This window comes from Streptomyces sp. NPDC054794, assembly GCF_053611585.1.
This window is the reverse complement of record NZ_JBSHAQ010000018.1, coordinates 25,961-52,353: the sequence shown is the minus strand read 5'-3', so window position 1 is coordinate 52,353 and position 26,393 is coordinate 25,961. Positions and strand designations below refer to the sequence as shown.

The following is a 26,393-nucleotide window of genomic DNA, read 5'->3' as shown; positions in this document are numbered from 1 at the left end:
CCTCATCCCGCCAGGCTGAAACGCTCGAAGTGGATCTGCCGCTCGGGTACGCCCAGGTCGGCGAGGTTGCGCAGCACCGCCGCCGTCATCCCGGGCGGCCCGCAGACGAAGACGTCGCGGTCGCCGATGTCGGGCACCAGCGCGGCCAGTTCGCGGGGCGCCAGCGGGTCGGCGGATGCCGGGCCGGTGATCAGGTGCAGTTCGGCGCCCTTGGCGGCGGCCAGTTCGGACAGTTCGGCGTACAGGACCGCGTCCCGGTCCCTCGTCACCCGGTACAGGAGGATCACGTTCCCCTCCAGGACCTCCAGCAGGGCGCGGATCGGGGTGATGCCGACGCCACCGGCGACGAGGAGGGTGGCGGTGCGGGTGCGGTGCAGGGTGGTGAAGGCGCCGTAGGGCCCCTCGGCGAAGACCCGGGTGCCGACCTTGAGGTGGCGCAGGGCCGCCGTGCCGGCGCCCGCCGTCTTCACGGTCAGCCGCAGCTCGCGGCCGTCGGGCGCGGCCGACAGCGAGAAGGGGTTCGCCTGCCACCAGCGGTCCCGGGTCAGGAACCGCCACAGGAAGAACTGCCCGGCCGCGGCGGGCAGTCGGTCGAGGTCGCGCCCGGTGATGTGGACGGACACCACGTCGTCGGACTCGGGCACGACGGCGGACACGCGCAGTCGGTGGCGCAGGTTGCGCCACAGCGGCAGGCCCAGGCGCCCGACCAGCACCGCGCCGAGTGCGGCGCCCCACAGCGTGTACCAGTAGGCCCGTGCGACGGGCGAGGCCGTGAAGGTCGTACCGACCGCGACCTGGTGGCCGAAGACCAGTACCACCGCCACATAGGTGTACAGGTGGATGAAGTGCCAGGTCTCGTACGCCAGTCGGCGCCGTGCCCAGCGGGCCGACACCGCGCCGACCGTCATGATCAGCAGCAGGGCGACCACCGCCCGCAGCACGCCGTCGGTGGTCTCGGCGAGGTCGACGAGCTGGTTCACCGGGTCCATGGCGGACATCCGGGCGTAGCCGAGGGTGATGAACACCGCGTGCCCCACCAGCGTCCACAGCAGGCCGAAGCCGGTCCAGCGGTGCCAGGAGGTGAGCCGGTCCATGCCGATGCGGCGGTCGAGCCAGGGCAGCCGGGCCACCAGCAGCAGTTGGAAGGCCATGAGGAGCGCGCCGTACAGACCGGCGAGCCGGCCCAGCAGGACGAGGGCGTTGGAGCCGAAGCCGGCCCGGACGAAGAGGACGGCCACCACGGCGGCGTTCGCGGCCAGCAGGGCGTACAGCGCGGTGCGGGCCACCACCCTGGGGCGATAGGTCGCCGTGGGGGGCGCCGGGGGTGCTGAGACGGTCGTCACGGGACGGCAGCTCCTTGATCGGGTCCTGGGACACGAGCTTCACCCGGGGCTGCTGTCGTTTTCCTGTCGACGCCCTTTCAACTGGCTGTCGATGTGGCCGGTGGGGGTGGGCGGGTCGGGGTGCCGTCCGGTGCGTGGCGCAGTATGAGCGGGTGGACACAGTACGACTCCTCGTGGTGGACGACGACCCGCCCATCGCCGACCTGGTCGCGACGGTCGCCCGGTACGAGGGCTGGCAGGCCGTCACCGCGTACACCGGCGAACAGGCGCTGGCCCGGGCCGCCGAGTTCCGGCCGGACATCGTCGTGCTCGACCTGATGCTCCCGGACCTCGACGGCTTCGGCGTGCTCGACCGGCTGCGCCGCTCGGGCACGATGGTGCCGGTGGTGTTCCTCACCGCGCGCGACGGCGTCGCCGACCGGGTCGCCGGGCTGACCCGGGGCGGCGACGACTATCTGGTGAAGCCGTTCGCGGTCGAGGAGTTGATGGCCCGGCTGCGCACCGTGCTGCGGCGCAGCGCCGGTCCCGGCTTCCAGCGGTCGGTGCTCCAGGTGGCCGACCTGACGATGGACGAGGACACCCGGGAGGTGCGGCGCGGCACCCGGCGGCTGTCGCTCACGCCGACCGAGTTCGAGGTGCTGCGTCATCTGATGCGCAAGTCCCCGACCGTGCTCACCAAGGCCCAGATCCTCGACCACGTGTGGGAGTACGGCTTCGGCGGCCGCTCGAACGTCGTGGAACTGGTCGTCAGCCGCCTGCGCCGCAAGCTGGACGAGACCGGCGAGGAGCCGCTGATCCACACCGTGCGCGGCTTCGGGTACGTCGTCCGGCGGGCCGCGCGGTGATCGCCCGGCTGCGCCACGCCCACCGCGGGCTGCGCCTGGGCACCCGCCTCGCGCTCGGCCTGGGCGCGCTGTCGCTCGTCGTCTTCGCGGTCGTGGGCACGGCCCTGACGACGTACATGCGCGACTACCTTGAGCGTCAACTGGGCGACCAGCTCAAGCTCGTCCAGGTCGTGCAGACCAAGGACGCGTCCTCGCACGGCACGGTGCACCGCCAGCCGTACTACGGCTGGTACACGGCGGTCTTCGACGTCTCCGGCGGTACGGCCGCGCTGCGCCGGCCTGCCGACGTGCCGGACGACAGCCGCGCGCTCACCGAACTCGCTGCGGCGCGTGCGCGTTCGTCCACGGAGCTCTTCCGCACCGCGCACATCGACGGGGAGGGCACCTACCGGCTGCGGGCCTGCGAGGTGGAGCCCGGGGTGGTGCTGGTCAGCGCCGCGCCGATGGCGGACATCGAGCAGACGGTACGGCGGCTGGTCGCCGTCCAAGTGGTGGCGTTCGCGCTGGCGCTCCTGGCCCTGGTCGTCTTCGGCCGGGCGATGCTGCGGCGCGGCCTGAAACCCCTGAGCGACATGGCGCACACGGCCCACGGCATCGCCTCGCACGACCTGACGGAGTCGGCGGCCCGCCTTCCCCTGCGCGCGGACGGTCCCGGCGGCGGCCCCGAGGTCGAGGAACTGCGCACCGCGTTCAACACCATGCTGGAACACATCGACGCCTCGCTCGCGGTGCGCGCCGAGGCGGAACAGCGTCTGCGCCGCTTCGTGGCGGACGCCTCGCACGAACTCCGTACGCCGTTGATGTCGGTACGGGGCTACGCGGACCTGTTCCAGTACGCGGCAGCCAACGCGCCCGAGGAACGGGACCGCCATCTGAGCCGGCTGCGCGCCGAGGCCGCCCGTATGGGCGTCCTCCTCGACGACCTGCTGCTCCTCGCCCGGCTGGACGCGGCGGAGGTGGAGGCGCCGTTGCGGCTGGAGGACGTCGATCTGACGGAGCTCGTGCGCGAGGCGGCGGACGCCTTCCTTGCCGGACACCCCGGGCACACCCTCACCCTGGACGCCGGCCCCGCTCCGCTGACGGTGCGTCTGGACCCCGTGCGCATCCGCCAGGTGCTGGACAACCTCCTCACCAACGCGGCCGTGCACACCCCGCCGGGCACCGAGGTGTCGCTCCGCGTCTCCGTCCTGGCCGACATGGCGTCCGTCCGGGTCGGCGACAGCGGCCCCGGCATTCCGGCCGCCGACCGCGCCCGGGTCTTCGACCGCTTCTACCGCGTCGACAAGGCACGCAGCCGGGACCGGGGCGGAAGCGGGCTCGGGCTGTCGGTGGCACGGGCGTTGGTGCGGGCGCACGGGGGAACGATCCGGCTGGGCGCGGAGGAAGGGGCGACCGTCTTCACGGTGACGCTGCCGCTGAACGCGCGGGACTCGGGCGTCTGAGCGCGCCCTAACCAGGGCGCCGGCCCGGCCGAAAAACAAAGGCAAGGAGGTCATCGACTCCTTGCCACTCTCAACTTATAGCGCACTGGGGGGCTTGCGGCAAGGCCCTGGTTGTACCGCACAATCACTGGCCGAGAGCCGGAAGCTGCGGAAATAGGTGATTCACGAAGTGCGTGTGTCTTTGTACGTCTTTGAGTCGGGCGCCCTCGGATCGGAGCTGATGCCATGAGCCCGCTGACCACGAGCGCCTTCGACCTTCCCGACCGTCTCGCCGCCAAGGCCGACCCGACGCTGATCGCCGACGACGAGGAGCACTTCGCGGCCGTCGCGGAGAGCCTTGAGCAGACGATCGCCGAACTGTCCGACCGTCTCGACGCCGAACTGAAGGCGCCGGGCGGCGTCGGCCGGGCGGCGATGGACCGGGACGCGGAGGTCCACCGGCTGACCGGCCGGCTGCGCGCCCTGCGCCGCTTCGGACTCGACCTGTGCCTCGGCCGCGTCGTCGGCGCGGACGACCCCGAGCCGCTGTACATCGGGCGGCTCGGACTCACCGACAGCACGGGGCGCCGGCTGCTGGTCGACTGGCGCTCCCCCGCGGCCGAGCCGTTCTTCGCGGCGACCCACGCCAACCCGATGGGTCTGGCCAGCCGCCGCAGGTATCGCTGGAGCGGCGGCCTGATCGGCGACTACTGGGACGAGGTGTTCACCGCCGACGGGCTGGAACGGCACGCCGCGCTCGACGACCAGTCCGCCTTCATCGCCAGCCTGGGCGGCAACCGTTCGCCCCGGATGCGGGACGTGCTCGCCACCATCCAGGCCGACCAGGACGCCATCATCCGTGCCGGGTCGCGCGGCGCTCTCGTCGTGGACGGCGGTCCGGGTACGGGAAAGACGGTCGTCGCGCTGCACCGCTCCGCCTACCTCCTCTACTGCGACCCTCGCCTCGGACACCGCCGGGGCGGCGTGCTGTTCGTCGGTCCGCACCAGCCCTACCTGGCCTACGTCGCCGACGTCCTGCCCAGCCTCGGCGAGGAGGGCGTGCGAACCTGCACCCTGCGGGACCTCGTCGCGGAGGGAGCCGCGGCGGCGGAGGAGACCGACCCGGACGTGGCCCGCCTGAAGTCGTCCGCGCGGATGGTGCGGGCGATCGAGACGGCCGTCCGGTTCTACGAGGAGCCGCCCGCCACGGGGATGACGGTCTCGACCGACTGGGCCGACATCCGGCTGAGCGCCGACGACTGGGCCGAGGCGTTCGCGACACCGGGACCGGCCACCGCGCACAACGAGGCGCGCGAGCTGATCTGGGAGGAGCTGGTCACGATCCTGCTTGACAAGCTCGACCGTGACGTCTCGCCCGAGCAGTTCGGGAGGTCGCTGCGCAACGACGAGGAGCTGGTCGGCACCCTCGACCGTGCATGGCCGCTGCTCGAAGCGGCCGACCTGGTCTCGGACCTGTGGTCGGTCCCCGCGTACCTGCGGATGTGCGCTCCCTGGCTCGACGCCGACGAGGTGCGCACACTGCAGCGCACGGACGCCCAGGCCTGGACGGTGTCCGACCTGCCGCTCCTGGACGCGGCCCGGCAGCGGCTCGGCGACCCGGAGGCGTCACGGCGAGGGCGCCGGCGCGCCGCCGCCGTCGCCGCCGAACGCGAGCGCATGGCGGGCGTCATCGACAACCTGCTCGAAGCCGATACCGACGGCGAGGGCGCGGTGACGATGCTGCGCGGACGCGACCTGCAGGACAGCCTGGTCGACGAGACCGCTCTGCCCGGCGCCGACCCGGAACCGCTCGCCGGCCCGTTCGCGCACGTCGTCGTGGACGAGGCGCAGGAACTGACCGACGCCCAGTGGCAGATGCTGCTGCTGCGCTGCCCGTCCCGGAGTTTCACCGTCGTCGGGGACCGCGCCCAGGCCAGGCACGGGTTCACCGAGTCGTGGCGCGAACGCCTCGAACGGGTCGGCCTCGACCGGGTCGAGGTGACCTCCCTGAGCATCAACTACCGCACGCCGCAAGAGGTCATGGCGCAGGCCGAGCAGGTCGTGCGCGCCGCGCTCCCGGACGCCAACGTGCCGACCTCCGTCCGCAGCAACGGCATCCCCGTCGTCCACGGCCGCGTCGCGGATCTGGACTCGGTCCTCGACGCCTGGCTCGCGGCGCACGACGACGGGATCGCCTGCGTCATCGGCGACCCCACGTTCCGGGCGACGCCCCGCGTCCGGTCGCTGACCCCGGCGCTGTCGAAGGGGCTGGAGTTCGACCTGGTCGTCCTCGTCGACCCGGAGACCTTCGGCGAGGGGATCGAAGGAGCGGTCGACCGCTATGTCGCGATGACCCGGGCGACCCGGCAACTCGTGATCCTCACGAGCCCGTAGCGCCACCGCGCTGCGAGGCGGCATGCCCTGTGCAATGCCGTGCGGCGGCCGGGGAGTTCAGGCCCTGCCGGGCTACGACTGACCGGCCGCGGCCGCGGCCGAGCCCTGGCGGATGCGGGGCCGGGCCGCGAGGACGGCCACGTCGTCCTCGGCGTTGTGGGCGTCCAGGCGGGCGAGGATGGTGTCGATGGTGTCGTCGACGGTCGCGGTGGGCTTGAAGTGGAGCCGGGAGAGGCGGTGCAGGGAGCGGTCGATGTCCTCGCCGCGGTGCTCGACCAGGCCGTCGGTGAACAGCACCAGGGTCTGGTCGGGCTGGATGCCGTAGGTGACCGACTCGTAGCCGCCGAAGCCGGTGCCCAGCGGCGGGCCGACCTGGACGGGCAGCAGTGAGGTCTCGCCGTCCCGGCCGATCAGGGCGGGGGGCAGGTGCCCGGCGCTGGCCACCGTGACCTGGCTGCGGCCCGGGTCGACGCGCACGATCAGACAGGTGGCCGGTCTGCGCTCGGACTCCTGGGAGGCGATCTCGTCCATCTGGCGCAGCACCCGGTGCGGGGGCAGGTCGGAGGAGGCGATGTAGCGCAGGGACGAGCGGTAGGCGCTCATGTCTACGGCGGCCTCCAGGCCGTGGCCCATGACGTCGCCGACGACGAGCAGGGTGCGGCCGAAGTGCAGTCGTACGGTCTCGCACCAGTCTCCCCCGACCAACACGCCGCCGCCCGCGGGCAGATAGCGGATGGCGACGTCGAGGTTCGGGTGCGGACGGCCGGGTTCCGCGAGCAAGGCGCGTTGCAGGTCACCGGCGGTACGGCTGATCCGCCCGTACTCGCGGGCGTGCCGGATGTGCGAGGCGGTCCGCTCGGCCAGCAGGGCGAGGAGTTCCGCCTCGGAGCGGTCGAACGGCCGCCCTTCCCGGGCGCACACCAGAACACCGAACTGCAGTTCGCCCGTGGTGAGCGGCAGACAGATCGCGGGCCGGGTCCGGCCGGTGATCGGGTGCTCGATCCAGGGTTCCGTCCAGCCGTCGGCAGCCGGCTGCCCGACGTCCCGGGCCACCGCGGTGGCCCAGCGGGAGTCGGGGAGCAGGTCCCCGTCCCCGGCGAGCTCCTCGTACCCGGTGAGGCCCTCGCCGGTCCTGCGCATCACCGCCGCCACCCCTCCGACCAGCCGTACGGCGGCCCGGGTCAGCTCGGCGCAGGTGGTGTTCTCGTCGAGTGTCGTGCCGATCCCGGCGATCGCCGTGCGCAGGGCCTTCAGCCGCGACGACGCGCCGTCTGCCTGCGGGATCCCGTCCTGGCCGCCGGGGGCCTCCGACAGGGCAGGCCTCCGACGGGAGTGGATCCATCGAGCGACACCCAACACGTTCACAGAATCTCAAATCGGAGCAATCCGGGCACAAAGGTGACTTACCTGGACAAAGGGGCGGGGTGCGTCCGTCTTCGCACGCACCCCGCCCCGTCCTGCCGGGCCGCTACCGGCTCAGCCCTCGTCCGGTGCCAGCCGCAGCGAAATGCTGTTGATGCAATACCGCTGATCGGTGGGTGTCGGATAGCCCTCGCCCTCGAAGACATGGCCCAGGTGCGAGCCGCAGCGGGCGCAGCGCACCTCGGTGCGGACCATGCCGTGGGTGCGGTCCTCCACCAGCTCCACGGCGTCGGTGTCCTTGGGGTCGAAGAAGGACGGCCATCCTTAGTTCATGGATGCACACTATTTTGCCACCGCGTCATGAACGAGCGGATCATCGGCGTCATCCGCCTCTCGGACAAAACAGACGTCACAACCTCGCCAGAACGCCAACGATCCAGCATCGAAAACGCCTCTGCGGCACGGGGAGCGGAGATCGTCGGCTGGGCTGAGGATATCGACGTTTCCGCATCTCAGAAGTCCCCTTGGGAGCGCCCTGAACTCTCCAAGTGGCTGGATCATCCCGAGCAGTGGGACGCGCTCATGTTCTGGCGGCTGGACAGGTTCGTCCGCAAGGTGTCGGACTTCGCAGAGATGATCCGGTGGTGCCAAAAGTACGACAGGAATCTGATCTCCGCCACTGAGACGATCGACATCCGCTCCCCGATCGGGCGGGTGATCGCGTACATCGTCTCGGCTTTCGCCGAAATGGAGGCAGAGGCGATTCGCGAGCGCGTCACTGGGTCGCATGACTACTTGCGAAGAAACGGACGGTGGGGCGGGGGGCTCGCCCCATACGGCTACCAGGCGGAGCCCATCCCCGGCGGCAAAGGTGTAACGCTCGTGGAGGATCCCGCCGTATCGGAGATCTTGAGGGAGATCGCGCGGCGCGTGATCGCTCGCGAGTCCTATCTCTCCATCGCCGCCGACCTGAACGAACGCGGCGTCCCCTCTCCCACGAATCAACGCCACATCAACGCCGGTCGCCCTGTGGATCCACGGGGCGCGTGGACAAGCAAGAGCATCGCCGCGATCATCACTTCCGAAAGGATCCGCGGCCGGGTGGAGTACAAGGGCGAAATTGTGCGTGATGACGAAGCCAATGCCGTCCTCCGCGGGCCAGAGCTCATCGACGCGGAAACCTGGCAAGCCCTCCAGCGAGAGTTCGCTCGGCGCAGCCGACCCGACCGCCGTCGCACCTCCTCGGCGCACCCCTTGCTGGGGGTGGTTTTCTGCGGCACATGCCGAGAGCGCATGTACCAGGGCTGGGCGACTGAAAAGGGGCGTCCGATGAGGCGCACATACGTCTGTCGATCGCGAATGCGCGGACGAAAGTGCGCTTCACCCGCTTCTGTATCAGCCGACGTCGTGGACATGTACGCCGAAGAGCAATTCCTGCCGAAGGTCGGCGCCTGGCCCATCAAGGTTGAAGTAGTTGAAGCGGGCGAAGACCATCGTCAGGAGACCGAAGAGATCGAACGGGCTCTGGACCGGCTGGAGACCGACCGATACGAGCGCGGCCTGTTCGCAGGGAAGGAGGGTTCACTCCGCTACGAGCGCCGTCACAGGGCACTCTCAGACAAACTCAGCAAGCTCAAGGAACTCCCCTACCGCCCACCCACAAGCACCTGGGTGGACACCGGCCGCACCTACGGTGAGGACTGGGCAGCGGGTGACCTCATCGAACGCCGACGCATGCTGGTGGACGCCGGCTGCCGCATCGAGGTGAAACCAGCAGGGAGGGGTAAACGTGACATCCGGGCTCGTTTGTCGTTCGCTCTGGGGCGTCACACAGACTCCGATTCGGTGCCGCCGCTTGAGGAGGACCTGTGACAGCCGTCAACGCTGAGTGTGGGAATCCAGCGACCTCCGGCATGTCGGGTCCCATCCGTTCCCGAATCCTCACAACGCAGACGCAGCACAGCGCGCACGTCACGGTCGCCCTGGTGCAGGAATTCGGTCAGGCCATGCAACGACCCGGCGAACGCCCACGATGATGACACGTAGCGGAACGGGCCGAGTTGGGGAGCCGCAAGCAGCCGAAAATCCAGCGCCGCGCGGGGGTAGGGACTCGCCCCCGCTCCGGCATATGGGCGAAGGTCTGCGATCGGAAGGGACGCGATGTCCCGCTGTTGCCGAACTGGAACCCTGATGCCTCTGAGGCGTATCTCTGTCGAGACGGCCTCTACACCCGGGACCACAATGATCGCCACGCTGGACTCCGTGAGCACCTGAATCGGGCTGTCCGGAGAGAGATTCCGCTCCGGACAGCCCCCAAGGAGGGCCGCAATTCCCAGGCCCACAGCGCTGCTTGCCGTGGTGACGCGCCATTGGCCGACAGATACCGGCATGCCATCACGCAAGGTGGTGGCATGAAACCGGCCCGCAGGTGCCGTTCCCTTCATGGGCTAGCCCTGACCCCGTTCAACGGATCAATGTCGGCCATCGTGGCGTCCAGTGGCACAGGCATGTGAGATGAGCTTGCGGGACTTGTGCGATGTACGCGCAACTCCCATCTCGTATCGTGCGCCACCTGCTCCGTCGGCGCGGCGGCCGAAGTATGGGCGGCTTCCGGGCCGGGTGAAGACCAGTACGTCCTCGTGCTGGACCACCGCGAGGGGGATGCCCTGGCGGCGGGCGTCACGGACGTTCTTCATCTGGAAGAACGAGGGGCGGGTGATCAGGCGGCTGTCGCGGATGCCAGCGAGGAGGGCGACGCAGCGTTCGGCGGGGGTCAGCCCTGCGGCCTGGCCGGCGGCGAGGACGGCGGAGGGCAGGTCGACGAGTTCGCCGCCCTCGCGCCAGGGGCGGGTGGTGACGACCACGGTGCCGCCGGGGCGAAGGACGCACCGGCACTGGGTGAGGATCTCGGTGAAGGCCTCCAGAAGCCGGTCCGTGGAGACGTGGGCAAGGTTGGAGGGGTCGTGGCTGTAGCGGAAGTCTTTCTTGACCACGCCGCGTTCGCCGGTCTCGCGGGTGGAGCGGACCTGTCCGTGCACCGAGTTCCCGTACGGCGGTGAGGTGACGACGAGCGCGATCTTGCCGTAGTGGCGTTCGTCGATGAGGCGAGTCAGGTGACGGGCGTCGCCGCACGCGACCTGACCGCCGTCGCGTCCGGTGGACTGTAGGGCGCGGGCGACGTTGGTGCGGGCCAGGTCGGCCCAGCGTGGTTCGTACTCGGTGCCGAGGGCGGGGCGGCCGAGGCGGATGGCCTCGACGAGGGTGGTGCCGATGCCGCACATGGGGTCCAGGACCAGTTCGCCGGGGCGGGTGTAGGCGGCGATGGCGTGGGCGGCGATCTGCGGGAGCATCTTGGCGGGGTGGGCGGCGGAGCCGGGCACGTAGCGGTCGGCGCGCTGGGCGGGGGCGGAGGTCGGGGCGGTGTTCCACACCGAGAGGGGGGACGGCATGGCGGTTCTCCTGTTTCTCGGCCTAAGCATGGGTGATCGCGGACAGTGCGATCACGTCGCAGTGCGCGACTCCACGGGATGCGTCCGGGGGCGGTGCGGGTACCAGGCGATCGCCGACCGGGTGGCCGTAGACGACCACGATGTGCTGGAGGTAGCGGAAGCCGGCCGTGCGGGCGGATGCGATCAGCGCGCCGAGCGGGTCGGTGAGGCGTCCGGAGTCTCGGCGCTGGCGGGTGGCCAGCAGCAGGAAGCCGTGCGCGGGGAGGAGCCGGTGGGCGCGGTGGAAGAAGCCGGGCCAGCCGTCCTCCAGCGCGCCGGGCAACTCGCCCCCACCGGCTGGCAGGCTGTGTGCGGGGGCAGGGAGGGCATCAGGGTGAAGCTCCGCGAGCAGGATGGATGGCTTGCCCCTGGCGCCCTCATCGTCGGCCGCGGCGGAGAAGGACGCGCACGGGATACGGGCGTCCATACCCGGCTCCGTGTCCCGGATCGCGATCTTGAGCAGCGGGGCGGGCCGGTGGTCGGGGCGGTCGACGAACTCGGTGCGGACCTTGTCGATCGCCCAGGCGGGCAGCACCGCGCCGGGGATGGGAGCGGCGTTGGGCTCGTCCGGGTCGGGGAACCAGATCGTCGTCGGCAGGGCGTTGGACGTACGCGAGCGGGACGCAGTTGAACGGCGAGAGGGAGTCTTCGACATGGGCTGGGTGGCGCCCGGAACCGTGGGTCCGGCCGTCTCGTGCTGACGTCAAGTAATAGGGACTCAGCAGCTGATCTTTGCCATCGAGCCGGTACGTGTTCGATCTCCCGGCAACTGCCACCACGCACTCGGAGGCGTCCCTGGTCACCCCCGCCGTGCACCATGTCTGTGCAGGTCATCACCTATGCGAGCCAGTGGCGCGCCAGCGCCGAGCCACCGCCGGGCCACCTCGGCTCACCGCACGGCGAGGGCTGAAAACGGAGCCGGGAATTTCTGTGTTCGATTCGCGTTCCAGCGGACGGCACGTCGCGCCAGGTCATCGGGGGCGGGCCAGCGGCAGGCCATCGCACGTGCCGGACCATTCGACCGCGGCGGGCACGGCGCTGGCCCGCGGGTGGGCTGCTCGTGACACGAGGGCTTGGGAGGAGTGGCGGCGGAAGTTGTCCGCACCGCTCACGGGAGATGCGCCATGTACCACCGTCACCACGCCCACCACTCCGCCGGTCGTCCGCAAGGCCTCGTCCGCTCTCCGCTCGGGGAACTGGAGCAGGCGTTCCTCGCTCTCGCCCACGGGGTGGAGCCGCTCACGGTGCCCGCGCACCTGGTGTGCGACGACCCGGACCGCGCGGCGTGGCCGGTCGACCGGGTGCGCACCCACCTCGCTCACCCCTCTACCCGTCCCGAACTGCGCGAGCAGACCTGGCGCGAGGTGATCCGGCGCGCCCGCGAACTGGGCGAGCCGTGGGACCTGGTGGCGGTCGCCATGACCGTTCCGGTACTGCGTCGGATGCTCGCCCGGCTGGTCCGCCCTGCCCATCTGGAGCACGCCGAGGTCGAGCAGGAAGCCCTGGCCGCCGTCGCCGCAGCCCTGCACACACTCGACCCCGGCGCGGAGCGGCTGGACCGGGAGCTGTTCAGCGCCGCCGACCGGGCCGTACACCGGCTGGTGTACGCCGCACGCCGCCGCGCCACCCGCGAAACCTCCCCGGCGGCGCTGCACCTCGACTACCTCTGCTCCGTCCCCCAGGCAGACCACGGTGAGCCGGCGGACGAGTTCACCGTGCTGGCCCGCGCCGTACACGACCGCGTGGTGAACCTGACCGAGGCACGGTTGATCGCCCGTACCCGCCTCGGCGGCGAGCCCATGGACCACCTGGCGGCCGAGCACGGGGTGAGTGTGCGTCAGCTCTACCGGCACCGCAGCGCTGCGGAGCAGCACTTGGCCGCCCATCTGTGGTGGCGGCTGCAGGAGCAGTAGGCGCCCGGCTGGGGGATTTTCGGTGGTGGGATGTCAATTCCCGGCGCCGGGGTCTCTATTCACGGTGACGGCGGCCCGCCCGGCTTTGTGTCGGACCGTCTGTCGTGGTCCGGGGCGGCGGCCGAGGCCCCGGACCACAGCTCCGCGACACCGTGCGGGGTGAGCACGACCGTCTCGTGCTGACACCCGAGACCGCCTGCCGCCGCACTTCCGCGAGGAGGTCGGCGCCCGGGCCAAGGGTCTGCTCGCCCCGCACCCGTCTCTCCTACGCCCCTGCGGCGTCCCCGTCCCCTCCTGCTCCCGTCCGGCTGTGTGCCCCGATGGAGGTGTGCTGTCTTGCCCGCAAGGTTCCGTCGGCCACGCCGACTGCTCGCCCGCTGGTCCCTCCGGCTCGTTTGCACCACTGCCCTCAGCACGTGCGCGCTCCTTGCGCAGGCGCCTCACGTTTGGGCGGTCGCCGACATCCCGACCGTCATCAACAATCTGCGGGACTGGATCATCGGCCTCCTCACCGCACTGGCCACCCTGTTCCTCACCTTCGGCGGGCTGCGCTATCTGATGGCCGGCGGTGATCCGGGGGAAGTCGAAGCCGCCAAGCGGGCATTGAGGGCAGCGGCCATCGGCTACGGGCTGGCGGTCCTCGCCCCAGTGATCGTGACCGTGTTGCAGGGCATCGTCGGCGCGGACGGAGGGGGACGGTGAGCCCCGGCGGGCGCCGCGCCCGCGCTGTGCCCGCGCTGCTCGCTGTGGCCGTCTTCGTCCTGGTACCGGTGGTGGCCACCTCCGTCGCCGTGCTCCCGGCGTATGCGGCGGCTCGGGCGCCTGCGGCTCCGCCGCCGCCCTCACCTCAGCCCGCGCCCGGCCCCGCCGCCCCCACACCCGATCCGGGAACTCAGCCGAAGCCCGAGCCCTCCCCCGGGCCGCCCCCGGCACCAGGCGACCCCGCACCCTCACCGAAGCCCTCACGACCGGCACCGTCACCGGGCTTGATGCCGTCCGCATGCGAGGCGACCGGCGTCGGATGCGACAAGGGCACCAGCTGGGACTTCCTCGACGTCCCCGGCATGATCGTGAACGCGATCACCTCGTTCCTCGGCATGCTGATCGAGCAGATCATGAAGCCGGTCCGCGAGTTCCTCGCCGACACCCTGCTGGCCACCCCGGATGTCACCCGGCACGCCGACATCAAGCGGCTGTGGGCCGCGATGCTGGGGGTCACGGCCGGGATCTACGTGCTGTTCGTGACCGCGGGTGGCATCACGGTCATGGGTTACGAGACCGTCCAGAGCCGCTATGCCCTGCGGCAGATCGCGCCCCGGCTGCTGCTCGGCATGATCGCGCCTGCCACCTCGCTGACCGTGATGGGCAAGGCGATCAGCCTGTCCAACGCCATGGCTCACGCGATCATGGCCACCGACATGTCGGATGCCGGGCAGGGCATGGTCGAACGCGTCCTGCCCTTCGCCCTGTTCGGCGTAGCCGGGCTGAAGCTGTACCTGCTCATCCTCGCGATCGTGATGATCGCTCTGGTGCTCGCGGTACTGATCGGGTTCCTGGTGCGCGTCGCGGTGATAGCGCTGCTCGCCGTGGCCGCACCGCTGATGCTGGCGTGTCACGCTCACCCGCTCACCGATCCTGTCGCACGGTTGTGGTGGCGTGGACTGGCCGGCTGCATGGCCATCCAGCTCGCTCAATCGACTGCCTTCATCCTCGCTCTGAAGCTCTTCTTCGCCCCCGGTGCCACGACCCTGGGCATCGCCCACTCCGACCAGCTGGGCACGATGCTTGCAGGAGTGGCTCTGTTCTGGGTGCTGTTCAAGATTCCCGGCTGGACTCTCCAGGTCGTTCTGCGCGGCACCCCCGTGCACAACCCGCACGCCCCGGCTGGAGTGCGGGTCCTCAAGCACCTGGCCGTGTACCGCCTGATGGATCACTACCTGCCGGGCATGCGCCAGCTGCGCCACCGACCCGGCGGAGGCGCAGGAGGCGTGGGAGGCGCCGGGTTCGGCCCGGGCCGTGGTGGACCGGGAGGTGGCGGAGGCAGCCGCCCAGGACGAGGCGGTGGCGGTGGCCGACCACCTGGAACCGGGCCGGGGCACGGTCGTGGTCCCGCCCGCGGGGCGCGGGGTTGGGGTCGTGCGCTGCTCGCCCGCGGGCGTGGGGCTCTGGCCCGCCCCGCCGGCCGATCGCCCGCAGTCGGCCAACCCTCAGCCGGCCAGCCCTCCCAAGGTGCTCCATCCGTGCCAGGCGCGCGTCGCGCGGGCACCGGTGGCGCGCAACCGGCGGGCGCCAGAGCCCGCGCCCAGACGTCTCGGCGCCCCGGCCGTGCCGTCAATCCCTCCACTCGCACATCGGGAGGTCCCCGCGCTGTGATCCACCCCGCTCAGGCGCGGCAGCGTCGGCAGTTGACCCTGCCGATCGCCGTCCAGCGCGCTCCGGCCAGTCCTGGCCGGTCCACCCAGTTGTGGCTGCCCATCCGCGCCGAGCGTGTCCCGGCCTCATCTCCGGCAACTCCGGCAGCCCGCGCGCTGCCTGCCACCCCACCCCCGGCCCGCACCGCTTCCGCCCCCCGGGCACGCCAACTGGCACTGCCCATTCCCACCCGGCGAGTCCGTGCCCGCCCACCGCGCCCCATGCAACTGCGGCTTCCCCTCGAACCGCCCCGGAGGTAGACCGTCCGTGAACCCACCCGACGAGACCGCTCAGGCCCCGTATGTCACCCGCATCCCTGCTGACATCTCCCGCCCCGACCGCCTCCTGGGACCCTTTACCGCTCGGCAGACCGCCGTCCTCACCGTCGCGGGACTCGTGCTGTACGGCGGCTGGTGGGCCACCCGCTCCTTCATGACTCCGCTCGCCTACGCGGTCATGGTGATCCCTATCGGCGGAGCCGTGGCCGCACTCGCGCTCGGCCAACGCGAAGGCATCGGACTGGACCGGTTCCTGACCGCTGCCCTCCAGCACGCCCGCACCCCCAAGCGCAGGGTGCACGCCCCAGAAGGCATTCCTCCGCTGCCCTCCGTCGTCCCCGACAACTGGGCCAGGGCCGCCGGGCCGCCCCCAACAGCGATGGACATGCCGTATGACGGCATCACCGCCGACGGCGTACTCGACCTGGGCAGTGAAGGCTCGGCAGCCCTGGCGACCTGCTCCACGGTCAATTTCGAGCTGCGTTCGGCGGCGGAACAACAAGGCCTGGCCGGAGCGTTCGCGCGTTGGCTCAACTCCCTGACCGGGCCGACCCAGTTGCTGGTGCGCTGCCACCGCATCGATCTCGCCCCGCTTGCCGACACCCTCCAGCAGGACGCCGCCGCGCTGCCGCACCCGGCGCTGGAGCGGGCCGCTCGCGCGCACGCTGACTTCCTTGCCGACCTCGCCACCGGCGACAACCTGCTGGGCCGGCAGGTCGTGCTGGTCGCCCGCGAGGAGATCCCACCACACGGGTTGCGGCGGAATGCCGGTGACGGACGGACGCTCCAGCGACTCGACGAGGCCACCCGGGCCCTGGCCGCTGCGGAGGTCGCTGTCACCCCTCTCGACGCCGATCGGGCCGCCGCCCTCGTCGGCGCGGCCTGCAATCCCGACACCCCGATCCCGCCCGCTGCCGCGCCGGAAGGTGACCACGCATGACCCGAACCCGCCTCGGCAGGCGTCTCTCTGCTCCCTCAGCCCCCAGCCTCGACACCGCGGGACTGCTCGACGTCGCCGGCCCCGAGGCCGTCGAAGTGCATGCCCGCGCCCTCGCGGTCGGCGCACACCTCGCCACCACGCTGGTGGTCACCGGCTATCCGGCCGAGGTCGCCCCCGGCTGGCTCGCCCCGCTACTGAACTTCCCCGGGCACCTCGACATCGCCCTGCACATCGAGCCCGTCCCCAACCCGATCGCGGCCGCCGGCCTGAAGAAGCAGCGGGCCCGTCTGGAGTCCGGCCGTCGCACCGGCTTCGACAAGGGGCACCTGGACGATCCGGAGGTCGAGGCCGCCGCAGCGGACGCCGCCGAGCTCGCGTACCGGATCGCGCGCGGCGAGGGCAAACTCTTCCACGTCGCCCTCTACCTGACGGTGCACGCCCCCGACGAGGAGAGCCTGGCCGAGCAGGCCGCCGCGGTACGGGCGGTCGCCGAGTCACTGCTCATCACGGTCGCCCCGACCACCTACCGTGCGCTTCCCGGCTGGCTGGCCACCCTCCCCCTGGGCATCGACACACTGAAGATCCGCCGCACCTTCGACACCGCCGCGCTCGCCGCCTGCTTCCCCTTCACCAGCCCGGACCTGCCGGTCACCGCCGACGATGACGGTACGGCGTCGGGGGTGCTGTACGGGCTGAACGCGGTCTCCGGCGCCCCAGTGCTGTGGGACCGCTTCGCGCAGGACAACTACAACTCGATCACTCTGGCCCGTTCCGGCGCCGGAAAGTCGTATCTGGCCAAGCTGGAGCTGCTCCGGCTGCTGTTCACAGGCGTCACGGCCTCGGTGATCGATCCGGAGGACGAGTACGTCCGACTCGCCGAAACCGTCGGCGGACACGTCATCGCCCTCGGCGCCGACGGCGTACGTCTCAATCCCTTCGACCTCCCGGCTGCGGCGGACAGCGAAGAGGATGTCCTGACGCGGCGCGTGCTGTTCCTGCACACGTTCGTCGCCGTCCTGCTGGGCTCTGACCTGACCTCGGCCGAGAAGGCGGCGCTCGACCGGGCCTTCCTCGCCGCGTACGCGCGTGCCGGAATCACCGGCGACCGGCGCACCTGGAGCCGTACCGCACCCACGCTCACCGACCTGGCTGCCGTCCTGGCTGAGGACGGCAGTCAGGCGGCGGCAGAGCTCGCCGACCGGCTGGTCCCCTACACCAGCGGTTCCCACGCCCAGCTGTTCAACGGCCCCAGCACCACGGCCACCACCGCCGGGCATCTGGTGGTCTTCGCTCTCCGGCAGCTTCCGGAGGAGGTCAAGGCCCCGGCCATGCTGCTGGCTTTGGACGCGATCTGGCGGCAGGTCACCTCCCGTCCCGGCTCCGGCCGCCATCTGGTGGTGGTCGACGAGGCGTGGTTGCTGATGCGCGACGGGGCTGGCGCCCGGTTTCTGTTCCGCATGGCCAAGGCCGCCCGCAAGTACTGGACCGGCCTGGCCGTGGTCACCCAGGACGCCGACGACGTCCTCGCCTCCCCGCTCGGCCGGGCCATCGTGTCGAACGCGGCCACCCAGGTCCTGCTGCGCCAGGCCCCGCAGGCCATCGACACGATCAGCGCCACCTTCCACCTCTGTCACGGCGAGCGGGAGTTCCTGCTCTCCGCGAGCCGGGGCGAGGCTCTGCTGCTGACCGGCGACCGCCGCCACAAGGTGGCCCTGATCAGCATCGCGGCCCCCGGCGAGCATGAAGTGATCACCACGGACCCGGGCGAACTCGCCGCCCAGTACGAAGACGACCGCCACGACTCCAGCGCCCTCTACTCCGATGGGTCCGAGGCAGACGAGGGGTGGGCGCCGTGACCGGGCACGGCTGGCTGACCGCCGCCCAGCCGCACGGATGGCTGGTCGACTTCCTCAGCCACCCGGGAGCCCTCGGCACAGCGACGCTCACCACGGTCGTGGACTGGTGCGCAGCGTCCGCCCCCATCCTGATCCCCACGGCCATCGCGTCCACAGCCTGTGGATATGCCGCCCGGCGTCGGCTGCTGCGACTGCGGCAGCAACGCCTCACCACCGGCGCCCGCTGGGTGGAGCTCCTGGCTCCGCCCCAGGCCGCCCCCAAAGGCGGGGAAGTCCTGTGGGCCCAGCTGTCCGGGCTCCTACGACCCTGGTGGCGCCGGATCCTCACCGGCCAGCCTCATCTCGCCTTCGAATACACCTGGTCCCACACCGGCCTGGGCATCCGCCTGTGGGTCCCCGGCACCGTACCGATCGGCCTCGTACGCCGCGCCGTGGAAGCCGCCTGGCCCGGCGCCCATACCCGCGTCACCGAGCCCGGCCCTCTGCTGCCACCGGCGCACGAACTGACCGCCGGCCGGCTCCGAATGGCCCGCCCCGACGTCCTGCCCCTGCGCACGGATCACGCCACGGATCCGCTGCGCGCGCTCCTGCAGGCCGCGACCGGCATGTCCGAGGACGAGTCCGCCTGCGTACAGATCCTGGCCCGCCCAGCCACCGGCAGTGCCCTGCGCCGAGCCCGCCGCCAGGCACGCCGCCTCAAAGCAGGTCAGACTCCCCACCGGCTCCCCGCCCTGGCCGCGCTGCTCCTCCACCGCGCCCAGCCCGTGGCCACCGGCAGGCAAGACCCCGAACACGCCACCGCTGTAAGGCAGTCGGCCGCCAAGCTCTCCGGATCCCAGTGGCAGTGCGCCATCACCTACGCCGCCACCTGCAGCCCCGAAACGGAACGCGCCCAGGACGTGGCGCGCGGACGAGCCCACGCACTCGCCTCCGCCTTCGGCCTGTACGCCGACCGCAACTACCTCGTCCGCACCCGCCTACGCAACCCCGAACCGCAGCTGAGAGCCCGGGAGTTCTCACCCTCGCGCCCTGCCCTGTTCTCGGTACCGGAACTCGCCGCCCTCGCCCACCTGCCGACCGACCCGGACGCCCCCGGCGTTCAACGAGCCGGCGCCCGATCGGTCCTGCCGCCACCGCAGATCCCCCAACCAGCACCCGACACTGGGGTCAAGCCCCTCGGCCGCTCGGACATCGGCGTCGGCCGCGGCGTTGGATTCGCGGTCGCCGACGCGCGCCACCATCTCCATGTCATGGGCGCGACCGGCTCCGGCAAGTCCACCCTCATCGCGAACCTCGTCCTGGACGACGTACGCCACCACCGCGGCGTCATCGTCATCGACCCCAAGGGCGACCTGGTCACCGACCTCCTGGACCGCCTCCCCGACACCTGCGCCGACCGTCTCGTCCTCATCGACCCCGACGACCCCCACACCCCGCCCTGCCTGAACGTCCTCGACGGCGCGGACATCGACGTCGTCGTCGACAACATCACCGGCATCTTCCGCCGGATCTTCACCGCCTTCTGGGGGCCGCGGACCGACGACGTGATGCGCGCCGCCTGTCTCACCCTTCTCAAACACCGCGAACGCACCCACCAGCTGGTCACCCTCGCCGACGTCCCCCGCCTCCTCGGCGAATCCGCCTACCGGCTGCGGATCATCCCCGCCCTCAAGGACCCGGTGCTGCGCGGCTTCTGGGCCTGGTACGAGTCGATGTCCGAGCCCTCCCGAGCGGCCGTGGTCGGCCCGGTGATGAACAAGCTGCGGGCCTTCCTGCTGCGCGACTTCGCCCGCCGTGCCATCGCCGCCGGACCCTCTACCTTCGACCTCGCCAGCGTGCTTGACGGCGGCATCCTCCTCGCCCGCCTCCCCAAGGGAGCACTCGGCGAGGAGACCGCCCGGCTGCTCGGCTCGTTCATCGTCGCCGGCACCTGGCAGGCGGCCGCGGCTCGGGCCCGTACACCCGAGCACACTCGGATCGACGCCACGCTGAGCATCGACGAAGCCCACAACTTCCTCACGCTGCCGTACCCGCTGGAAGACATGCTCGCCGAGGCCCGCGGCTACCGGCTCTCCATGCTGCTCGCCCACCAGCACCTCGCCCAGCTCCCCCGCGACCTGCGCGAAGGCATCTCCGCCAACGCCCGCAACAAGATCTTCTTCAACGCCTCCCCGGAAGACGCAAACGCGCTCGAACGCCACACCCTGCCGACCCTCACCGCGCACGACCTCGCCCACCTCGGCCCGTACCAGGCCGCCGCCCACCTGCTGACCGGCGGAGCGGAATCCGCCGCCTTCACCCTCACCACCCGCCCACTGCCAAGCCCGGTGCCCGGCCGGGCCAAAGACCTGCGCGCGGCAGCCGGCGGCCGCACTGGACCACGCCCGGCCACCCGCCCCTGAAGCCCTGAAGCACACCCTCCGTTCCGCTCACTTCGCCCTCTTGGTGGTGCCCCGCCATGCCCGCACTCCCCCGCCCCGCCATCGGCCCCGGCTCCCGCTACACCGCCCGCGCCTCCACCACCCGTCCACGCCCCGCACGACACACGGACGTCGCCGCGCTCTCCCGCATCCTCACGCCCCGGGACCTGTGGCTGGCCCGGATGCTCCACGAACACCGCGTCCTGACCACCCACCAGATCGCAAACCTCGCCTACAGCTCACTCCGCTCCGCCCAGCGCCGCCTGCGCACCCTGCACCAGCACGCCGTCCTCGACTCGTTCCGCCCCCTGACCCAGACCGGCTCCGCCCCCGAGCACTACACCCTGGGCTCCGCTGGCGCCGCCGTCCTCGCCGCCCACACCGGCTGCGACTTCGCCGACATCGGCTGGCGCCCCAGTCACACCGGCCGTATCGCCTACTCCCCCTCCCTCGGCCACGACCTCGGCGTCAACGAACTCCTCGCCCACCTCGCCGCCCACAGGCGGACCGCCCCGGAGATCGGCTTGTCGCTCTGGCTGTCCGAACGCTCCTGCTCCCGCCGCTGGGGCGACATCGTCCGCCCCGACGCCTACGCCCACTGGCACGACGGCGACCATGTCCTGCCGTTCTTCCTCGAATACGACACCGGCAGCCAGCCCCTGCCTCGCGTCGAGGCCAAACTCACCGGCTATGCCACCTTCGCCAACGCCACAAGCACCCGGCCGGCCCTGCTCATCCACACCCGCACCGCTTCCCGCGACCAGGCACTCCGCCACCGTCTCATCACCCCCGCCCGGGAACTGGGCCTGTACGTCGCGACATCGTCCGCAGACTTCACCACATCCACCCCATGGGGCCCCTGGTGGAGCCCCCTCGGCCCCGGAGACACCCGCCGCACCACCCTCACATGCCTCGCCACCCACTGGTCCCGGCTCACTCCGGCTTCCGATCTGGAACCCACCGACGCCGACACCGCCCTCACCCTCCCCGTACCCCCGCTCCCACCAGCGCACGAGGCGGAAGCATGAGCTCCCTGTTCGCCAAGGCCACCGGAGGCATCGGCTGCGCGGTCCTCGCCCTGCCGATGCTGGCCGCCCTCTCCATCTCCATCGCCGCGCTGCCGGGCGGACCGTTCTCCGGCGGCAGCGCAGCCGCCTTGCCGAGCAAGCAGGCACTGGCGGACATTCCCGCTTCCATGCTCGCCCTCTACCAACGCGCCGCCCCCGAATGCCCGGGCCTGCCCTGGACGATCCTCGCCGCGATCGGCAAGGTCGAGACCGACCACGCACGCAACCCCACCATGATCTCCACGGCAGGCGCGGTAGGACCGATGCAGTTCCTCCCGTCCACCTTCACGTCGTACGCCTACCCCGTACCACCCGGCGGGAAGAACCCGCCCACACCGTGGGACCCGGTCGACGCCGTCTACGCCGCAGCCCGACTCCTTTGCGCCAACGGCGCGAAGAACGGCAAGAACCTGCGTCGCGCCGTCTGGCACTACAACCACGACGACGCCTACGTGAACCGGGTCCTCAAGATCGCCGACAGCTACGCAGCCGCAGCCCCCGCCCCAACAAAGGCTGCTGCATCCACCGCCGTCACCTTCGCCCGCGCCCAGCTCGGCACCCCGTACGTATGGGGCGGCGACGGTCGGGCCGAGGGCGGCTTCGACTGCTCCGGCCTGACCCAGGCCGCCTACCACGCCGCAGGAATCAGCATCCCCCGCGTCGCCCAGGACCAGTACGACGCAGGCCCCCACCTCCCCAAGGGCACCCAACCGGCCCCGGGCGACCTGCTGTTCTTCGGCACAAGCCCCCGCACCATCACCCACGTCTCGCTCTACATCGGCCAGGGCCAGACCATCGACGCCCCACACCCGGGAGCGACCGTTCGCCAAGGCCCCAGCGGCACCGACTCCGCGTCCTTCCAAGGCGCCACAAGGCCCTCGCTACGAGGAGCCGGCGCGCGGTGAAACAGATCCCGGCCCGCGAGGCCATCGCCCTGCTGCGGACGATGACCTGGGTGCTGTGCGCGGTCGGAGTCCTCGCCCTGGTCTTCACCACCGTCAACGTCACCCGATTCGCCACCAGCCGGGACGTCCCCCTGCCCATCGCCGTCCTCCTCGACCCGATGATCGGCACCGCGCTCGCCGGCGTCCTGTACGTCGACGCACACCTGGCCTCCTGGGGCATCAGCCCGCCGGCCTGGTCCACCACCCTGCGCTGGAGCGCTGGCTGCACCGCCGCCCTCATGAACTCCTGGCAGAGCCTGTGGCCCGACGGCCAGATCGGCTGGCCCCACCACGCCGACCCAGCAGCCGTCCTCCTCCACCTCACCCCCGCCCTACTCCTGATCGCCCTCACGGAAACGATCGCCGCCTACCGCCGAACCGTCACTGACCTCCTGGACCGGATCGCAGCGGCAGATCCTCCCCCGCACCACCCTCAGCGCACCGATCACGGCACCAGCCATCCCGCCCCGCCGACCGCCTCGCTCCCAAGTGGCCGAACCGGCCCCGAACCCAGCTCGATCAGCGCCCCCACCAGCACCGTAATCGGCCACAGCCATGCCCGCACGGGCGACGACACGGCCCGTCACACCCCGCCGACGCCCGGTCCGCCACCGGCCGACGACACGGCCTCAGACACCGACGTGTGGCAACGCGCCATCGCCCTCCATGAGGCAGCCCGCGCCGCCACCGGAAATCCGGTCAGCGTCTGGCGCCTGCGCACCGATCTACGCATCGGCCCACGGCGCGCCCGCCGAATCCGCGAACAGCTCCTGGCCCGGGACGGCAACCCGTCGCTGTCGATCAACTGAACCGCCGACCGGATCCGATCGCCCCGGGACTCGATCGGATCCGGTCCACAGAACGCTCGGGCCCCGCTCACCGATCAGCGCACCGCTGCCACACCGCACGCGTCGAACGGTCGTACCACCGCTCTGAGCTGGCCCGATCGAGAAACGATCGGGCCGCTTGACTTCCCGGCGGAGCGGAGCGTCCATGGTCGTGGCCGACGCACCCGGCGGACCCACGGACGATCCGTGAAGCCGCCCATGCCACAGCCATGTTCACCCGGGAAACCCGCGATGCGCACGCGCCCGGCGAACACCCGCGGCACCGCATCTGCACGGTCCGCACCCCCGGCCGGGGACCTCTCCCACCCTCCATCCGAAGGAATCGAGGTTCCCTCATGTCCGACACCACGACCGACACCACCCGCACCCTGCACGCCGTGCCCGACCCCGAACCGCTCGCCGGTCTGACCGGTGCCCCCGCCGCCATCTACGCCGAACTGGTCAAACTCACCGACGAAGACACGGCCACGGCCGCTGAACTCGCCCTCGCCGCAGGCCTGGGCCGCTCCACCACCGGCAAGGCCCTGGTCACCCTGGAAGAACATGGCCTGGCCATCCGCACCCCCGGCGGCCACGACGGACCCCGCCGCACCCCCGACCACTGGCGCACCGCACCCACCGACCAGAACACCACCACGGACACCGAAACCGGCCAGGAACCCGTGACCTCCGAGCCGACCGACTCCACCTCCAACACCCCGGAGCCCAGCGCCGACAACAAAGACAGCGGCAGCACCTCTGCCGACGAGGCCACGCCGGACGCCGACGGCGTGACGGCAGCCGACGTAACGCCGGATACTCCGGCACCGGACGCCGAGCCGAGCAAAGACAGGGACAGCGGAGACAAGGGCCCGCGTCACACACAGGACAACGACGCCGCGGGCACCGAGGAGGCCACCGACGCCCCGGAGACCAACCCCGAGCACAGGCCGGTAAAGCCGGTGGAAGCGAGCGCTCTGCCGGATGAGAAGAAGCGGCTCGCCCCCGGAGCACTACGACAGATGGTCATCGACCACCTGTCGGCGCACCCCGGAGAGGCCTTCACGGCCACGGGCATCAGCCGTGTCATCGAGAAATCTTCAGGCGCCATCGCCAACGCCCTGGACAAGCTGGTCATTCAGAACATCGCGGAGCAGGTGAACGACCGGCCGCGCACCTACCGACTGGCAGCACCGCAGGCCAACGCGTAGCCCACCGGCGGAAAGCTGCCCGGGCTGGTTCCCAAGGCGGTTGGGAACCAGCCCGGTTGCCGTGCGAGCCTCTCACGCCAAGTGGAAGGCGGCGCGGACGGGCGGGGGATTCGGTGGCGGAGTGGCTGAGCGCGTTCGTGGCTGCGATGTCGCGGGCATCGCCGTATACGGTGCATACCGGACCCGAAAAATCCCCACGCGGCACCTTCGCGCGCATGGCGTACAAGCTGGCACGCACCTTGCACGCGGATCTCACGACCGGTGCGACCGCCTGGGCGCGGTGGCCTTTCTGGTCCACCCGTTCACCTGACATCTGCACCGCCGCCTGGAGCGCTGGTCAGCGCTCCGGGCGGCGCTCAAGAAATCCGTCCGGATGCCGGATCTCTGCGATCACGACTCCCTGAGCAGCTTCTGCGACCCCGCCGAAGACGTCGCCGAAGCATATGAGCACACCGCTGTGCTGCGCGCCTTCATCCGGAACGAGGCATCGCGGGGGACCGGCGTGCGTAACCAGCGGTCCGCCACCTGGTACGGAACGCCAGGCCGCGAGACCGGTCATCCCCCGGTGGCCGTCAGCGACTCGTTGCCCCATGCCACCAGGGACGAGTGCACGTACCCGACGACGCCGGTGCGCTTCATCGTGACTTTCACCCATGCGCCCTCACCCTCCGCCCAGCCGTGCGCGGTGCAGGTGTCTCCCTTGTACGCGGTGCCGAGCGCCTTCGCGGACTTGCGTGGCTTAACGCGCACTGTCGCCGAAGACCCGGTGATACGGCAGAAGTCCTGCTTGAGGGCCACCGATACGGCCGAGACATCCGCTGGCTCGGCGGCCAGTACAGGAGCTGACATCGCGAGTAGCGGGACGACAAGCATGCTCGTCGTGAGCAGCGAGACATGACGACGGGGCAACGGGCGTTCCTCATCTGCGGGTTCAGCGGCGTCGACCTGAAGACTGCTGCTCCTCACGCACACTTATCGCCCGCTTTGCTCCATTTAGCCGCACACTCCGCCAATTCAGGTGAAGCTGCACTTCTTCGCGAACGCGCCAGTCGTTGTCGGAGGCACCCGGCGACACCTTCGGGCCCCCACCTGCCGGTTCCAGACCACGATGCCCAGCTGCGCCTTGCGCCAAGACCGACCAAAGGAGTAGGAGATGCCCCCGTCTCTCGTCCGCAGCCATCTGCGTCCCGCCGTTGCCGGCCTCCTGGGCATGGTTGCCCTCTGCGGGGGTATCGCACCAGCTACCCCATCCTGGGCCCAGCCCCAGAACTGGACCGAACCGACGCACTGCAAGATCAAGATCACGGGAAAGACCGTCGCCGTACGCAGGCCGGAGGGCAACACTCCGGTCGCCGGACCCAACTCCCCCGTGGTCCGCTACGTCCACCGCGGCGACGTAATCCGGAACAACTTCTGCCTCATCGCCATCGGCCGCACCAACAGCGGGCCCGTCTACCACAAGTGCGGCAAAGACGGTTACGACTGGTACATCGTCGTCGGCGGACAGATCCCGGTGACCTGTGCGAAACGTGCTTAATGACGTTAGTACTGGAGCCGCAGTTACGGGGGTCGGTGGCTTCGGCGGCGTTAGTGGCTGAGGCGGGCGCGGTGTTGATGACGGCGTCGCCAGCGTGACCAGTGCAGGATGTGCGCGGCTTCGTGCCGGACGGCG

At 70.9% G+C, this 26,393-nt stretch carries 20 protein-coding genes and 1 pseudogene; 15 read left to right on the top strand and 6 right to left on the bottom strand.

All coding sequences use genetic code 11. From position 1 onward, the window contains the following. Window positions 1-2 precede the first annotated feature (2 nt). Window positions 3-1,343 (bottom strand): ferredoxin reductase family protein, encoded by a 1,341-nt coding sequence (locus ACWGKT_RS20510; protein WP_453274809.1) that lies wholly within the window; start codon window positions 1,341-1,343, stop codon window positions 3-5. A 152-nt stretch (window positions 1,344-1,495) separates the two neighbouring features. On the opposite strand from ACWGKT_RS20510, the gene ACWGKT_RS20505 reads away from it, so the two are divergent. The 3 genes from ACWGKT_RS20505 (at window position 1,496) to helR (ending at window position 6,003) form a co-directional block, all read left to right on the top strand. Next, complete coding sequence (locus tag ACWGKT_RS20505) at window positions 1,496-2,188, top strand: response regulator transcription factor (RefSeq protein ID WP_453274808.1); 693 nt, start codon at window positions 1,496-1,498, stop codon at window positions 2,186-2,188. Then, a complete protein-coding gene (locus tag ACWGKT_RS20500; RefSeq protein WP_453274807.1) occupies window positions 2,185-3,630 on the top strand; it encodes a sensor histidine kinase in 1,446 nt (481 codons plus the stop codon). The genes ACWGKT_RS20505 and ACWGKT_RS20500 overlap by 4 nt, the downstream gene beginning before the upstream one ends. A 225-nt stretch (window positions 3,631-3,855) precedes the next feature. Beyond that, window positions 3,856-6,003 (top strand): RNA polymerase recycling motor ATPase HelR, encoded by a 2,148-nt coding sequence (gene helR, locus ACWGKT_RS20495; protein ID WP_453274806.1) that lies wholly within the window; start codon window positions 3,856-3,858, stop codon window positions 6,001-6,003. A 72-nt stretch (window positions 6,004-6,075) separates the two neighbouring features. Here helR and ACWGKT_RS20490 read toward each other — a convergent pair whose 3' ends face one another. After that, entirely contained in the window at window positions 6,076-7,362 is a 1,287-nt protein-coding gene (locus ACWGKT_RS20490) for a PP2C family protein-serine/threonine phosphatase (RefSeq protein ID WP_453274805.1), read from the bottom strand. A gap of 117 nt (window positions 7,363-7,479) precedes the next feature. Then, window positions 7,480-7,689, bottom strand: a pseudogene (locus ACWGKT_RS20485) (peptide-methionine (R)-S-oxide reductase); the annotation flags it as partial. A gap of 36 nt (window positions 7,690-7,725) precedes the next feature. On the opposite strand from ACWGKT_RS20485, the gene ACWGKT_RS20480 reads away from it, so the two are divergent. Beyond that, window positions 7,726-9,237, top strand: coding sequence for a recombinase family protein (locus tag ACWGKT_RS20480; protein ID WP_453274804.1), 1,512 nt, complete (start codon window positions 7,726-7,728; stop codon window positions 9,235-9,237). A 599-nt stretch (window positions 9,238-9,836) separates the two neighbouring features. Here ACWGKT_RS20480 and ACWGKT_RS20475 read toward each other — a convergent pair. Continuing rightward, window positions 9,837-10,814 (bottom strand): TRM11 family SAM-dependent methyltransferase, encoded by a 978-nt coding sequence (locus ACWGKT_RS20475; protein WP_453274803.1) that lies wholly within the window; start codon window positions 10,812-10,814, stop codon window positions 9,837-9,839. Window positions 10,815-10,836: 22 nt separating this feature from the next. Further along, entirely contained in the window at window positions 10,837-11,508 is a 672-nt protein-coding gene (locus tag ACWGKT_RS20470) for a hypothetical protein (protein ID WP_453274802.1), read from the bottom strand. Window positions 11,509-11,977: 469 nt separating this feature from the next. Between ACWGKT_RS20470 and ACWGKT_RS20465 the strand changes: the two genes are divergently transcribed. From ACWGKT_RS20465 to ACWGKT_RS20420, 10 genes are all read left to right on the top strand, one after another. After that, window positions 11,978-12,766 (top strand): hypothetical protein, encoded by a 789-nt coding sequence (locus tag ACWGKT_RS20465; protein ID WP_453274801.1) that lies wholly within the window; start codon window positions 11,978-11,980, stop codon window positions 12,764-12,766. A gap of 336 nt (window positions 12,767-13,102) precedes the next feature. Beyond that, window positions 13,103-13,468 carry a pilin gene (locus ACWGKT_RS20460; RefSeq protein ID WP_453274800.1) on the top strand — a complete coding sequence of 122 codons (366 nt, stop codon included), beginning with the start codon at window positions 13,103-13,105 and terminating at the stop codon, window positions 13,466-13,468. 287 nt (window positions 13,469-13,755) lie between these two features. Next, a complete protein-coding gene (locus ACWGKT_RS20455; protein WP_453274891.1) occupies window positions 13,756-15,438 on the top strand; it encodes a hypothetical protein in 1,683 nt (560 codons plus the stop codon). Window positions 15,439-15,445: 7 nt separating this feature from the next. Next, the gene (locus ACWGKT_RS20450; RefSeq protein WP_453274799.1) at window positions 15,446-16,396 is read left to right on the top strand and encodes a PrgI family protein; all 951 of its coding nucleotides are present in this window, start codon (window positions 15,446-15,448) and stop codon (window positions 16,394-16,396) included. Continuing rightward, window positions 16,393-18,252, top strand: a complete 1,860-nt coding sequence (locus tag ACWGKT_RS20445; RefSeq protein ID WP_453274798.1) for a VirB4 family type IV secretion system protein — start codon at window positions 16,393-16,395, stop codon at window positions 18,250-18,252. Before ACWGKT_RS20450 ends, ACWGKT_RS20445 begins: the two co-directional genes overlap by 4 nt. Continuing rightward, a complete protein-coding gene (locus ACWGKT_RS20440) occupies window positions 18,249-20,654 on the top strand; it encodes a type IV secretion system DNA-binding domain-containing protein (protein ID WP_453274797.1) in 2,406 nt (801 codons plus the stop codon). Before ACWGKT_RS20445 ends, ACWGKT_RS20440 begins: the two co-directional genes overlap by 4 nt. A 56-nt stretch (window positions 20,655-20,710) precedes the next feature. Next, window positions 20,711-21,700, top strand: a complete 990-nt coding sequence (locus tag ACWGKT_RS20435; protein WP_453274796.1) for a replication-relaxation family protein — start codon at window positions 20,711-20,713, stop codon at window positions 21,698-21,700. Then, window positions 21,697-22,644, top strand: coding sequence for a C40 family peptidase (locus ACWGKT_RS20430; protein WP_453274795.1), 948 nt, complete (start codon window positions 21,697-21,699; stop codon window positions 22,642-22,644). The genes ACWGKT_RS20435 and ACWGKT_RS20430 overlap by 4 nt, the downstream gene beginning before the upstream one ends. After that, complete coding sequence (locus tag ACWGKT_RS20425) at window positions 22,641-23,492, top strand: extensin (protein ID WP_453274794.1); 852 nt, start codon at window positions 22,641-22,643, stop codon at window positions 23,490-23,492. The genes ACWGKT_RS20430 and ACWGKT_RS20425 overlap by 4 nt, the downstream gene beginning before the upstream one ends. A gap of 374 nt (window positions 23,493-23,866) precedes the next feature. After that, on the top strand, window positions 23,867-24,721 hold the full coding sequence (locus tag ACWGKT_RS20420; protein ID WP_453274793.1) for a hypothetical protein: 855 nt from the start codon (window positions 23,867-23,869) through the stop codon (window positions 24,719-24,721). 555 nt (window positions 24,722-25,276) lie between these two features. Here ACWGKT_RS20420 and ACWGKT_RS20415 read toward each other — a convergent pair. Further along, complete coding sequence (locus ACWGKT_RS20415; protein WP_453274792.1) at window positions 25,277-25,570, bottom strand: SH3 domain-containing protein; 294 nt, start codon at window positions 25,568-25,570, stop codon at window positions 25,277-25,279. Between the two features lie 304 nt (window positions 25,571-25,874). Here ACWGKT_RS20415 and ACWGKT_RS20410 point away from each other — a divergent pair, with 304 nt between their 5' ends. After that, window positions 25,875-26,258, top strand: a complete 384-nt coding sequence (locus ACWGKT_RS20410; RefSeq protein WP_453274791.1) for a hypothetical protein — start codon at window positions 25,875-25,877, stop codon at window positions 26,256-26,258. Window positions 26,259-26,393 lie beyond the last annotated feature (135 nt).

Coding starts and splice junctions, on each gene's coding strand:
- ACWGKT_RS20465 (WP_453274801.1), top strand. CDS start 11,978: ATGTACCACCGTCACCACGCCCACCACTCCGCCGGTCGTCCGCAAGGC.
- ACWGKT_RS20430 (WP_453274795.1), top strand. CDS start 21,697: ATGAGCTCCCTGTTCGCCAAGGCCACCGGAGGCATCGGCTGCGCGGTC.
- ACWGKT_RS20435 (WP_453274796.1), top strand. CDS start 20,711: ATGCCCGCACTCCCCCGCCCCGCCATCGGCCCCGGCTCCCGCTACACC.
- ACWGKT_RS20480 (WP_453274804.1), top strand. CDS start 7,726: ATGAACGAGCGGATCATCGGCGTCATCCGCCTCTCGGACAAAACAGAC.
- helR (WP_453274806.1), top strand. CDS start 3,856: ATGAGCCCGCTGACCACGAGCGCCTTCGACCTTCCCGACCGTCTCGCC.
- ACWGKT_RS20415 (WP_453274792.1), bottom strand. CDS start 25,570: ATGTCAGCTCCTGTACTGGCCGCCGAGCCAGCGGATGTCTCGGCCGTA.
- ACWGKT_RS20410 (WP_453274791.1), top strand. CDS start 25,875: ATGCCCCCGTCTCTCGTCCGCAGCCATCTGCGTCCCGCCGTTGCCGGC.
- ACWGKT_RS20420 (WP_453274793.1), top strand. CDS start 23,867: ATGTCCGACACCACGACCGACACCACCCGCACCCTGCACGCCGTGCCC.
- ACWGKT_RS20470 (WP_453274802.1), bottom strand. CDS start 11,508: ATGTCGAAGACTCCCTCTCGCCGTTCAACTGCGTCCCGCTCGCGTACG.
- ACWGKT_RS20475 (WP_453274803.1), bottom strand. CDS start 10,814: ATGCCGTCCCCCCTCTCGGTGTGGAACACCGCCCCGACCTCCGCCCCC.
- ACWGKT_RS20455 (WP_453274891.1), top strand. CDS start 13,756: ATGCCGTCCGCATGCGAGGCGACCGGCGTCGGATGCGACAAGGGCACC.
- ACWGKT_RS20445 (WP_453274798.1), top strand. CDS start 16,393: ATGACCCGAACCCGCCTCGGCAGGCGTCTCTCTGCTCCCTCAGCCCCC.